Below are 12,340 nucleotides of genomic sequence, written 5' to 3' on the forward strand. Positions count from 1 at the left end.
ATTAATAGACTTACTATTGACTTATATGGAAAATGGGTGTATTTTTGACTCAGGTAAAGTATTTTTACCTAGACCAACTTTTTAAATCGAAAGGAGGTAATGTTATGTCTTCATTTCAATTGCCAAAGCTTTCATATGACTATGATGAACTAGAGCCACATATTGATAGCAATACACTTTCCATTCATCATGGAAAGCACCATGCGACATACGTAAACAATTTAAATGCTACTTTAGAAAATTATACTGAATTACATAATAAATCTTTAGAAGAATTGCTATGTAATTTAGATGCTTTACCGAAGGAAATTGTTACAGCTGTACGAAATAACGGTGGTGGTCACTATTGTCATAGTCTTTTTTGGGAAGTGATGAGCCCACGAGGTGGCGGTGAGCCTAATGGAGACGTTGCAAAAGTAATTGATTATTATTTCAATACCTTTGACAACTTAAAAGATCAACTTTCCAAAGCAGCTATTAGTCGTTTTGGAAGTGGCTATGGATGGCTTGTTCTTGACGGTGAGGAACTCTCTGTTATGAGTACACCAAATCAAGATACACCTTTGCAAGAAGGGAAAATCCCCTTACTCGTAATTGATGTATGGGAACATGCTTATTATTTAAAGTATCAAAATAGGCGCCCAGAGTTTGTTACCAACTGGTGGCATACAGTAAACTGGGACCAAGTAAACGAGAAGTATTTACAAGCAATTCAATCACAAAAACATTAGTCGTACGTATAAGGTAAATTTGGTAATGTAAAATCAGTATTGTCGAAATCCTCCAGAATCCCCCGGATTGCCACCGGGGGATTTATGATTACTTCATTGTATTTATATAATGTTTTAAAATATTTTTTATTTCTAGTTTCAGCTCTCGGAACAAAAATCCAAATTCACGAGCCTTTCCATTATGTAACGTACAGTTAGTTACCTCATTATAAGGAGCTATATTTTCCCCACCTTCCTGAATGAGTGCTTTTATTCCCGTCCTCTCTTCTATAAAATGAATAATTTCTTCCGTAGAAACTACACCATTACTACATGCGTTAATTGGTCCTCTCACATTTTCCATTCCGCACCAAGCTAGAAACTCTCCCGCTTCTTTTTCATGTATAAATGACAAAGTTCCATCTACATGATCCATAGCGATAGGTTTTTGGTTCACGATACATTCAACGTAAAATTGTAACCTTTTCGTATAATCATTTTCTCCAATAACAACTGGAAAACGTACTGCAACGACTGGGAATGTTGCATATTGAAATAAAACCGCTTCGGCTAATCTCTTTCCTTCACTATAATTAAAATCATTCCTATCTCCATATGTAATTGCATATTCATTTGGATTAAAGTCCTCTTCTAACAAGCTTAATGCAGGTTCATAGACAGCCATTGAAGATGTCATAACGTATTTCTTCGTTTTCCCTCGTAACACTTCACATACTATCTTTGCTGCATTCGAGCTATAGCATAAATTATCGTATACAATATCATAACTTTTTCCTTCTAGACGCTCTTCTAGTAGCTTTCCATCTTCTCTATCGACAATTATTCTTTTTACTGCATTACCAAAAGAATCTTCGGTAATTCCCCTCGTGGCAATTGTTACATCGTGTCCAGCTTGCAAAAGGTACTCTACTAAATGTTTACCAAAAAATCTTGTTCCTCCTAGCACCAACACTTTCTTCAATTTCATCACCCCCATTTTCATGATTTATAAGATACCACCTCTTTTATTATAAAACGCTAATATATAAAAAAACATGAAATCAGTTTAACGATTCCATGCCTTTATGCAGATAATATATTAACGTACTCGATATTTATAAATACAATAACAGAAGTACAAAATAGAAATTACTGATACATAAACCCATAGTTCATATACAAATCCCTCTCCCCACACTCCCATAAAATAAAAGAGTGAAGGTAAAGTCAATGTTACCCATGATTGTACGAAGGCAATCCTTCCAAGATATTGATTAATGTTCTTCTTTTGTGTATTTAATACAAAGAATAAATACCAAAGTAATGCCCACATAAACCACGTTAACGCATTAACAACATCATGGAATTGAACAAATGAAACAACCATATAGAATAAGGCTATAATTGCTACCCAAATACAAAACCATCCTAGACCACTACTATCCATTCCTTTTATAAAAGTAACACCTACATATAAATAAGTTAATCCAAATAAGAAAGTAGCCGCATATGAATACACTGTCCAATTGCTTTGGTCAGAAATCATGATCAAATAAAACGGAATAATAATTTGTAGTGCACCCACAAATAAATTAAAAACACCCGCACTTTTCATCTCTGCTTTCCCTAATATAACAAGACTATTTAAAAATAAAGCTGCCCCTGAAAGTAATAATCCTACATAACCCATATATATTCGTGTGAAAATCTTTACCTTTCACACTTTTAACCTCCCCACACTATAAAGTGATACTTATATTATTTTTCTTCCCATTTAAAACTACATACATAATTTTTCATCCAAATAAGTCAGACCTCCTACCTCAAAAAGGAGCGAACTTAAAACGCTTTCAATAATAAATAATCCTATTAAAACATGAACTAGGATTCCTTGATTATAAACGGACTCTAACAATGATACAAGTGTTGGAATACTTTTCAATAATACGCTTTCAATTTCTATAAAAAATTAATAAAATAATACATTCCTCTATCTCATTCTACTACCTTCTAGCATACGATATTGTAAAATCATATCATTTAAAACAGCGAACGTTCTTTTCTAGGTTCGCTAATAAACTTAATAAAAAATGACCTCTTGCTTTTATGCAAAGGTCATTTTTTTATATTCATCATTAAACTTCTAAATAGCCATTTTTATTATTTGATTGCCATTTCCAAGAATCTGCACACATTTCTTCTAATCCGCGTGTTGCCTCCCAGCCTAATTCACGCTTTGCTTTCGATGCATCAGCAAAACATACTGCCACATCACCTGGGCGACGCTCTGTAATTTTATAAGGAACTTTCTTGCCCGAAACTTTTTCAAACGTTTCAACCATCTCTAGTACACTATAGCCCATGCCTGTGCCCAGGTTATAAGCATCTACTCCTGTTGTAATCAGTACTTTCTCAAGCGCCTTTACATGACCATTTGCTAAGTCCACAACATGGATGTAATCACGGACTCCTGTTCCATCTTTCGTTGGATAGTCATTTCCGAATACGCTTAATTCTTTTAACTTACCTACTGCTACTTGCGTTACATATGGCATTAAGTTATTTGGGATTCCATTTGGATCTTCTCCGATACGCCCACTTTCGTGTGCACCAAATGGATTGAAATAACGAAGTAATGCGATACTCCATTCTGCATCTGCAAATGCTACATCACGCATAATTTGCTCAATCATTAATTTCGTTTGACCATATGGATTTGTTGCACTTAATGGAAACTCCTCCGTAATCGGTGACGTTTCTGGGATACCATATACAGTTGCAGATGAACTAAAGATCATCTTCTTTACATTATGTTTCTGCATTACTTCACATAGCACTAACGTGCTTGTAATGTTGTTATGATAATATGTTAATGGAATCGCTACTGACTCCCCTACAGCTTTAAATCCTGCAAAGTGAATAACTGCTTCAATTGCATTTTCTTCAAAAATTGCGTCAAGCGCTTCGCGATTTAAAACATCTTCTTTATAAAACTTAAATTGTTTTCCTGTTATTTCTTTCACTCGATTTATAGATTCTACCGAGCTATTCGAAAGATTATCCACTACTATAACTTCGTAACCGCTATTTAGTAATTCTACACATGTATGACTACCAATATATCCTGCTCCACCTGTTACAAGTATTGCCATAATTATAGTCCTCCATATTTCATTCATTATAAACTTCTCAAAGTATATCACATATTTCTTATCCTATGTTTAACATGCGAACACAGAAACTTACATTTTATCCCATAATAATTTTATAACATATACGATTCTAATCAGGTAATAAAAAAACGCCACATAATAAAAATTATGTGGCGTTTTTTTATTAAATTACGTAACAATATACACTTAGAAAATGCGCAAGACTACCTAATAATACAAAAACATGAAAAATTTCATGATGCCCCATATATTTAAACTCTAACCATTTTGGCTTTGTTCCATAAATAAATCCACCAATTGTATAAAAAATGCCCCCAAGTACTAAGAAAATAATGCCTCCTGTACTTAAATTCTCAGCTAACGGTGCAAAAAATAAAACAATTAACCAACCCATCGTAATATAAATTGCTGTCGATAACCATCTTGGACAATTAAACCAAAACATTTTAAATACAATGCCACAAATCGCAGTTGCATAGACTAAACAAAATAATAGTAAACCACTTGCTGAATTTAATGTAATTAAGCAAAAGGGTGCATATGTACCTGCAATTAATATAAAAATCATAGAATGATCTAACTTCCTAAAGAAGTAAATAACACGCTCATTGGCCACAACACTATGATATACAGCTGACGCCGTATAAAGGACCATCATTCCAATACCAAATAAAATAACAGCTGTAATTGCAGCAAATGATGGCATCTTGATAGAAACTTTCACAAGCATAGCTAATAAGGCAATAAATGATAATATCGCTCCACCTAAGTGAGTAAATGCATTAACTGGTTCCCTTACATAAGCATTCATAATAACACCCCTCATATAATTACATGTAGTTTTGATAACTACATGTAATTATATACACATTTCTTTTTAAGGTCAACATTTACAATTCATTTGTTTCGTAATACCATATTTAAAGATATATTAATTAGACATTAAGTTCCGCTAAGTTATAAAAGTGAGGGATTCTACGTGGAAAATATAAATGAATTACTTGAGACATTGCATTTAGAAAAAAATATTAAACTTGAGGATATTCCAAATGTTGACTTATATGTAGATCAAGTTGTCCAACTATTTGAGAATACTTATGCAGATACAACGAGAACTGATGATGAAAAAGTATTAACAAAAACGATGATTAATAATTACGCAAAAGGGAAACTATTCATCCCTATCAAAAATAAAAAGTATTCAAAAGAACATATGATTTTAATTAGCCTAATTTATCAATTAAAGGGAGCTCTCTCCATTAACGACATAAAAAGTTCATTAGAAACTATAAATGACTCCTTATTAAATGATGATTCATTCGAATTAAATACGTTATACAAAAATTATCTTGCTCTTACTGAAAGCAATGTCGAAAGCTTTAAACAAGACGTAAATAACCGTGTTACAGAAGTAAATGAGATTTCTTCCTTAGAAGATACAAAGCTAGAAAAATTTCTACTACTAACATCCTTCGTGACTATGAGTAATATGTATAGACGTTTAGCGGAGCAACTAGTGGATAATTTAAAAGAATCATAAATAAAAAACTATCCACCTATTAAAGTGGATAGTTTTTTATTTACTTAATTGCTTCATGAACTTTTAGTTGTTTCCCTTTAATCGTTGTAGTCTTCATGACTTTCAAGACAAGTGGTCCTTTTCCATTTAATATTTCAACGTAAGAAACGTTATCTTGTATCGTAATAATACCTATATCTTCTGCTGTAACACCTTTAATTTTAGCAATTGTACCGACGAAATCTATCGCCCTAATTTTCTTTTTCTTCCCGCCATTAAAGTACAGCTTCATAATGCCTTTGTTGATGTCTGCATTTTTATCTTTCTTTATAATTGGTTTAGCATGTATCTTTTCTTCAAATGCAGCTTTCTCTTTCATAACTTCTTCTTTTGAGGGTCCAATCGCCTTTGGAATTTCAAATCCAATATACTCCTCAATCTCTTCTAAAAATCTATTTTCATATGGTGTTATAAATGTAATAGCTTTTCCACTATTTCCAGCTCGTCCCGTTCTTCCGGTACGATGTACATAGCTTTCTTTTTCAAGTGGAATATCATAATTAATAACATGTGTAATATTATCAATATCTATTCCTCTCGCAGCTACATCTGTTGCTACTAAATAACGGAATTTTCCTTTTCTAAAATCATCCATGACTTCAAAACGATCTTCTTGTACCATACCACCATGTATTTTGTCACAAGGATAGTTAGCTCGTTTTAATTGTCTATATACATGATCTACATTTTCTTGTGTACGACAGAAAATAATACAGCTATCAGGATTCTCAATCGTTGTTACATCTTTAAGTAGTGAAAGCTTCTCATCTTCTATCACCTCAAAAAGAGTATGTTCAATTTTATCCGTCGTAATCCCAGCTGCTTTAATTTCAATATGAGTTGGTGAATTCATATATGTACGAGACAATTTCTCAACATCTTCTGGAAGTGTTGCTGAAAATAACATTGTCATTCTTTTTGTAGGTAATTCATCAATAATTGCCTCTACTTGATCGATAAAGCCCATATTTAGCATCTCATCTGCTTCATCAATAACTAAATACTTCAAGCACTCTAAAGAAAGGGTACCCTTCTCAATATGATCCAACACACGACCAGGAGTCCCAACTACAATATGTGTCTTTTGCTTTAATTCTAATTTTTGACGTGCAAATGGAGATTTCCCATAAACTGCCGCAGCCTTAATCCTTTTGAATCGACCTATATTTGTAATATCTTCTTTTACCTGTACTGCAAGCTCTCTCGTTGGTGCTAAAACTAATGCTTGTGGTTTATTCTCTTCCCACTCCACCATTTCACAAAGTGGAATACCAAATGAAGCGGTTTTTCCACTTCCAGTCTGGGACTTCACAACAAGATCCTTCTTTTGTAATGCAACTGGAATAACCTCTCCTTGTACTTCTGTTGGATGATCATATCCTAACCCAGTAAGTGCCCTTACAATTTCCTTACTTAATTTATAATTAGAAAAACTTTTTTTACTCATATATTAACCTCATTTTATTCTGTATTATTTTCTTTTTTATCTTTTGTATACGTTACTATCACCCTACTTATTATACTTGAAACCTCACATAAAAGGTGAATCATGCCAGATTCATCTTTTTATATAGAAATAAACCTTTTCATTTCATATATTGTTCAACTACTTGATAACATCTTTTGCTCGTATTGTTAGCATTAACCTTTTCATAGTATCCTATATCCACTCAAAAAAATAAAAAGAATACATACAACCTTGTATAATTATCTTAATTTTTCAACTTTTTTCATAAACGAACAATACAAACGAAAAAACGTTTTAAATTCGTTTTTAACGTTGTTTTCCAGATATAAAATCTACTTTTTCAAAAAATGTTAAGAAATCCTTTGACTTCTTAATAAAAATAATGTAAATTATCCTATGGACGAACATTTTTAATTAATAAAAATAAAATATTCGTATTTTAGGGGTGTAAATGATGGAAAACGTATTCGACTATGAAGATATTCAATTAATTCCTGCAAAATGTATTGTAAATAGCCGCTCTGAATGTGATACAACTGTCACTTTAGGAAAACATAAATTTAAATTACCTGTCGTGCCTGCAAATATGCAAACGATTATTGATGAAAGAATTGCAACTTATTTAGCTGAGAACAACTACTTTTATATCATGCATCGTTTCCAACCAGAGAAACGAATCTCATTCATTAGAGATATGCAATCACGTGGGTTAATCGCTTCTATCAGCGTTGGTGTAAAAGAGGACGAATATGAATTCGTACAACAATTAGCTGCTGAGCAACTTACACCTGAATATATCACGATTGATATCGCACACGGTCATTCTAATGCTGTGATCAACATGATTCAACATATTAAAAAACATTTACCAGAGAGCTTCGTTATCGCTGGAAACGTTGGAACTCCAGAAGCGGTAAGAGAATTAGAAAATGCTGGTGCCGATGCAACAAAAGTTGGTATTGGACCTGGTAAAGTTTGTATTACTAAAATTAAAACAGGCTTCGGAACTGGTGGTTGGCAGCTAGCTGCACTTCGCTGGTGTGCAAAAGCTGCAAGTAAGCCAATTATCGCTGATGGTGGTATTCGTACACACGGCGACGTAGCTAAATCTATTCGCTTTGGGGCAACTATGGTCATGATCGGTTCTCTATTCGCTGGTCACGAAGAGTCTCCGGGAGAAACAATTGAAAGAGATGGAAAACTTTATAAAGAATACTTCGGTTCTGCTTCTGAATTCCAAAAGGGTGAGAAGAAAAACGTTGAAGGTAAGAAAATGTTCGTTGAGCATAAAGGTTCTTTAGAAGATACGTTAATCGAAATGGAACAAGATCTTCAATCTTCTATCTCTTACGCTGGTGGAACAAAATTAGATGCTATTCGTACTGTAGATTATGTTGTCGTGAAAAACTCGATTTTCAATGGTGACAAAGTATATTAATTCTTAAATTAACTCGAAGGACAAGCATTTTCATGCTTGTCCTTCTTTTTTGTATATAAAAATGAAAAATATTTTAATTTAACCGAATTTTCTATCATTATATTTTTAGATAGTCTTAATAAGGAGGATATACGACTTGAAAAATGTAATAGAAAATCGTCTTAATCGCGCAGAGGTACCTGCTGAACTAACATGGAATTTATCCGATTTGTATAATTCTGATGCCGAATGGCATACTGCATTAAACGCATTGGAAAATGATATACAGAAACTTGATTCATTTAAAGGGCATTTACATACTAGCTCCCACACTTTATTAAATTGCCTACTTTTAGAAGAAGAGCTTTTAATGACGTTAACAAAACTGTACTCATATGCAAATTTAAAAGAATCTACTGATCGTACAAATCCAAGTATTCAAGCGAACTCTTCCAAAATTTCTGCTTTATGGACGAAAGTACATACTGCACTATCCTTTATTCATAATGAAATCCTCATATTCGGCGAAGGAACAATTGAAAAATATTTAACTGAAGAAACAAAACTTGAACCTTTCCTTAAATCGTTACTAGAAATACTACAAAAAAGGCAGCACACACTGCATCTACTGCAGTAGCTCAAATGATTAAAGAGGAAGGACAACCTGCTATTGATCGCTGGTGGTACAATGAAACATGCCGGAGTAGATATGTCAAAACCAGATGCAATCCGTAAAGCTGTTTCTTACGTTGGTTCATTACTTGATAAATTAGAGCATTCTTATCAAGTATAAAAAATAAGCCCTCGCTTTATGAGGGCTTATTTCATATTTACTTCCCAAACCGTTTGCGATATCCACATTTCCTGCAAAGTTCTTCAACCGCAACTCTTTTCGAAAATCCATCGACAATGTTTGTTGCTCTTTCACCTTCGATAATGTTAGAAAATGAATCATTATTAATATTCCCAAGGTTAATAATCCCTTCACCATCTAAACAACAAGGAATAACTGTTCCATTCGCTAAAATACCCGCTTGATTACGAAGTCCATGACAGAATCCTTTCCCATCATCCTCTTCTTCATGTAATGCTGGCCACTGGAATTCATAGTCTTGATTAATAAAGACACGTTCTGCAATTTTTATACCTTTTCCTGGTGTAAGCTTCTCTTCAATTTGATAAGATAGATCAAATTCATTTTCAATTATAGATAATAACTCTCTATTTTTCTGGATTTCAGCATTTGTTTTATTATCCTGAGTTAAATTCCATAACCTTAACGATACAATTAAATCTGATTGACTTGTCGCTTCCCTAATGAAGGAAAGTATACTCCTTACATAGCCCTCTTTATCTTGCGAACCTGGATGTCCATCAAAACTATGCAGTGAAAAATTCATTTGTCTTAACGCAGGTTTATTTAACAGCCTATGTCTTCTCTTATTAATTAACGTTCCGTTCGTTGTAATATTAACTTTAAACCCTTTTTCATGACTTAAGTCTAATAGTTGATCTATTTTCGGGTGGAGCAACGGCTCACCCTTCACGTGCAAATAAATGTAGTCTGTGTGAGGTTTAATTTGGTCTAATCTTTTAGCAAAATCCTCCACAGAAATGAATTGCTTCTGCCTTTCCGTCGGCGGACAAAAGCTACACGCAAGATTACATACACTCGTAATCTCCAAGTAAAACTTCTTAAACTTCTTCACCTTTAATTCCTCACTTCTCTAACTACTTATACTTTTTCCTCTTCATATTACAGCATATTTTTATGGAAATAGAAACATACTTATTTTAGGAAATCTACATACCATCTAATAATATTTAAAAGACCATCGGTAATTTTTGTCCAATGGTCTTTTTATCCTTTTATATGCAAAGAATAAATTTATTTATGATACGGTTCATCATAACTATTCTAAATAAGCTTATTTTTTATTATTTTTATAATCAAATTTAACAAAAAAAGTAGTGCCTTCCGATCCTGTTTGAATTTCTACTTTTGCATTATGGCGAGCAGCAATGGCATAACATATACCTAACCCCAATCCAGTTCCATTCTCTTTGGTCGTGTAAAATGGCGTACCCAATTTCTCTAATACTTCAGGCCTGATACCTTTTCCTTGATCCCGCACTGCAAGCACCACACAATTTTGACCTTCTTTGTAAGTGCTAATGGTTAGAACTTTCCCTGTACTCATCGCTTCTAAACCATTACGATATAGATTCATTAATAATTGCCTTATCTCATTACGATTTAAAAGTAATTCCGGAATGTCATTTGTATCGACTTGAATATATTTATTTTGATTATGCGTATCAACCTTTATTAAAGGAATAATATCGCGGATAATTGAATTTAAATCTAACATCTGCAAATCTAATTTCCTTGTATTACCCATTGAGAGAAATTCAGTAATAATAGAATTGGCACGGTTAAGTTCTTCAATCATTAAATGAAAGTACTTATTATGTTTCTCATAGATATTCTCTTCTTTTAATAACTGTAAAAATACTAGTACTGTTGTCATTGGATTTCTAATTTCATGGCTGATACCTGCTGCCATTTGCCCTATTAAATCTATGTTGGACAATCTTTTCAATTCCTGTTCATATTTCTTTTTTTCCGTTATGTTTTTAAAAATACAACAAATACCATCATCATATGGGTATGCAATAACTTCGTGCCAATATTCATCTGCAGTAGAAAGAAATTCGAAATGAACTGTAGTTCGCTCTGACATCGCACGATGAAATTCCTCATACATAATTGTGTCGATTTCACTCGGGAAAACATCCCATATATTCTTTCCTAATACATCTTTTGCTGTTTTTCTTTGCGGAAAATATTGGTGCTTATTTACGTACGTAAATTCTCATTTATTATTTAAAATAAAAAATCCATCCGTAATACATTCAATCACACTTGTAACTTTTTCATTAGCAGCAGCTAGCTCTCTCGTTCGCTCTTCCACTATGCTTTCTAGTTGATCCATATATAACAAATTCGAAAACGTAGGGGCTGTGGCATCAACGATAGATTTTGCTAGTTGAAGTTGAGAATGATCATAATTGTGAACTTTTCCTTCTTTGCCAACGACGATTACCCCTAATACTTCTCCCATTGAAACCAATGGAATCATCAATAGACCCTTACTATCTATATTTTTTGTTTGAATAACCTCTTGGATCTTGGCTTCATAGCTTTGCTCTGTCCAATCCGCTTCTGTCCAATCACAGCCCTTACTTAATTTCGTTGTTTTGATTGTTGTTTTTTCTAGGGGATCTAGAAGATGGGCAGTCATATTTTTACTTTCTAAAATCTGTTCTAAGTAAAAAAAGCATTTATCAAAGCTCTCCTGTATCGAGGAACACATTGATAAATCACGTGTAACATTTAATAATAGCTGCTTCTCAGCAATAAGGCTTTCCTTTTGTTTTAAATTATTTGCGTTTTGAATTGCAACCGCAGCCATATTTACATAAGCTTCAACACTTTGAATTTCTGAATCTGTTAAGTTCATCGGAATTCCATAATCAAATAAAAAAACCAGACCAAATAACTCTTGCCCAAATGAGATAGGCAGAGCTAATAAGGACTTAATTTTGAATGCATCAACCGGTCTCGGATCCGGTCGATGATCCTTTGAGGTATCAGGAATATAGATGGTTTTTTTCGTTTTAATAACTTCTTTTGCCAGTAAGTCTATTTCAGGATCAATTACTTGAGTATCAAGCGTTACGCCGTTTATAGTCTCTGGTTTTCCTGCAAACCCTCTAAATGTTCCATCTTCCTGGGGTAAATAAATTCCAACAGCATCGCACCTAACAATTTCCTCTGATATTGCCATTGTCACACGCTGCAATACTTCACGTAGTTCTAATTTTGTATTTATTATTTTTGTTATATTTGCGAGCCTAGAATATCTCGTCTGATCACTTACCATTCACATAGCCTCCAGTTATAGGCATAATAAAATAAATATGATAATA

Annotated in this window: 10 protein-coding genes and 2 pseudogenes; 5 read left to right on the top strand and 7 right to left on the bottom strand. The window is 33.3% G+C overall.

What is annotated here, in order from left to right; genetic code table 11:
* Positions 1-104 precede the first annotated feature (104 nt).
* Positions 105-731 carry a superoxide dismutase [Mn] gene (sodA, locus tag AXW78_RS26155; protein WP_000094037.1) on the top strand — a complete coding sequence of 209 codons (627 nt, stop codon included), beginning with the start codon at positions 105-107 and terminating at the stop codon, positions 729-731.
* A gap of 88 nt (positions 732-819) precedes the next feature.
* Here sodA and AXW78_RS26160 read toward each other — a convergent pair whose 3' ends face one another.
* The 4 genes from AXW78_RS26160 to trhA all read right to left on the bottom strand — a co-directional run bounded on the left by AXW78_RS26160 (position 820) and on the right by trhA (position 4,694).
* Positions 820-1,713 carry an NAD-dependent epimerase/dehydratase family protein gene (locus AXW78_RS26160; protein ID WP_102947788.1) on the bottom strand — a complete coding sequence of 298 codons (894 nt, stop codon included), beginning with the start codon at positions 1,711-1,713 and terminating at the stop codon, positions 820-822.
* A 96-nt stretch (positions 1,714-1,809) separates the two neighbouring features.
* Positions 1,810-2,400 (bottom strand): AmiS/UreI family transporter, encoded by a 591-nt coding sequence (locus tag AXW78_RS26165; RefSeq protein WP_000542569.1) that lies wholly within the window; start codon positions 2,398-2,400, stop codon positions 1,810-1,812.
* Between the two features lie 445 nt (positions 2,401-2,845).
* The gene (galE, locus tag AXW78_RS26170; protein WP_061884819.1) at positions 2,846-3,862 is read right to left on the bottom strand and encodes a UDP-glucose 4-epimerase GalE; all 1,017 of its coding nucleotides are present in this window, start codon (positions 3,860-3,862) and stop codon (positions 2,846-2,848) included.
* Between the two features lie 184 nt (positions 3,863-4,046).
* Complete coding sequence (gene trhA / locus AXW78_RS26175; protein WP_000995363.1) at positions 4,047-4,694, bottom strand: PAQR family membrane homeostasis protein TrhA; 648 nt, start codon at positions 4,692-4,694, stop codon at positions 4,047-4,049.
* A 168-nt stretch (positions 4,695-4,862) separates the two neighbouring features.
* Between trhA and AXW78_RS26180 the strand changes: the two genes are divergently transcribed.
* A complete protein-coding gene (locus AXW78_RS26180) occupies positions 4,863-5,423 on the top strand; it encodes a DUF1836 domain-containing protein (protein ID WP_000427881.1) in 561 nt (186 codons plus the stop codon).
* Between the two features lie 40 nt (positions 5,424-5,463).
* Here AXW78_RS26180 and AXW78_RS26185 read toward each other — a convergent pair whose 3' ends face one another.
* A complete protein-coding gene (locus AXW78_RS26185) occupies positions 5,464-6,909 on the bottom strand; it encodes a DEAD/DEAH box helicase (RefSeq protein ID WP_000039366.1) in 1,446 nt (481 codons plus the stop codon).
* A gap of 475 nt (positions 6,910-7,384) precedes the next feature.
* Here AXW78_RS26185 and guaC point away from each other — a divergent pair, with 475 nt between their 5' ends.
* From guaC to AXW78_RS26200, 3 genes and pseudogenes are all read left to right on the top strand, one after another.
* On the top strand, positions 7,385-8,368 hold the full coding sequence (gene guaC / locus AXW78_RS26190) for a GMP reductase (protein ID WP_000432447.1): 984 nt from the start codon (positions 7,385-7,387) through the stop codon (positions 8,366-8,368).
* Between the two features lie 136 nt (positions 8,369-8,504).
* Positions 8,505-8,969: pseudogene (locus AXW78_RS26195) on the top strand (oligoendopeptidase F); the annotation flags it as partial.
* A 66-nt stretch (positions 8,970-9,035) separates the two neighbouring features.
* On the top strand, positions 9,036-9,140 hold the full coding sequence (locus AXW78_RS26200; protein WP_230876865.1) for an oligoendopeptidase F: 105 nt from the start codon (positions 9,036-9,038) through the stop codon (positions 9,138-9,140).
* 37 nt (positions 9,141-9,177) lie between these two features.
* Here AXW78_RS26200 and AXW78_RS26205 read toward each other — a convergent pair whose 3' ends face one another.
* Positions 9,178-10,056 (bottom strand): radical SAM/SPASM domain-containing protein, encoded by an 879-nt coding sequence (locus AXW78_RS26205; RefSeq protein WP_000713633.1) that lies wholly within the window; start codon positions 10,054-10,056, stop codon positions 9,178-9,180.
* Between the two features lie 219 nt (positions 10,057-10,275).
* A pseudogene (locus AXW78_RS26210) lies at positions 10,276-12,294 on the bottom strand (GAF domain-containing sensor histidine kinase).
* Between the last annotated feature and the right edge of the window lie 46 nt (positions 12,295-12,340).

Origin of the sequence: Bacillus thuringiensis (assembly GCF_001595725.1) — a bacterium.
In the GTDB taxonomy this organism is placed as follows: domain Bacteria; phylum Bacillota; class Bacilli; order Bacillales; family Bacillaceae_G; genus Bacillus_A; species Bacillus_A thuringiensis_K.

Bases quoted from the DNA above. Each gene is read 5' to 3' on its own strand.
- trhA (WP_000995363.1), bottom strand. From the start codon at position 4,694: ATGAATGCTTATGTAAGGGAACCAGTTAATGCATTTACTCACTTAGGT.
- galE (WP_061884819.1), bottom strand. From the start codon at position 3,862: ATGGCAATACTTGTAACAGGTGGAGCAGGATATATTGGTAGTCATACA.
- AXW78_RS26185 (WP_000039366.1), bottom strand. From the start codon at position 6,909: ATGAGTAAAAAAAGTTTTTCTAATTATAAATTAAGTAAGGAAATTGTA.
- AXW78_RS26200 (WP_230876865.1), top strand. From the start codon at position 9,036: ATGAAACATGCCGGAGTAGATATGTCAAAACCAGATGCAATCCGTAAA.
- AXW78_RS26160 (WP_102947788.1), bottom strand. From the start codon at position 1,713: ATGAAAATGGGGGTGATGAAATTGAAGAAAGTGTTGGTGCTAGGAGGA.
- sodA (WP_000094037.1), top strand. From the start codon at position 105: ATGTCTTCATTTCAATTGCCAAAGCTTTCATATGACTATGATGAACTA.
- AXW78_RS26165 (WP_000542569.1), bottom strand. From the start codon at position 2,400: ATGGGTTATGTAGGATTATTACTTTCAGGGGCAGCTTTATTTTTAAAT.
- guaC (WP_000432447.1), top strand. From the start codon at position 7,385: ATGGAAAACGTATTCGACTATGAAGATATTCAATTAATTCCTGCAAAA.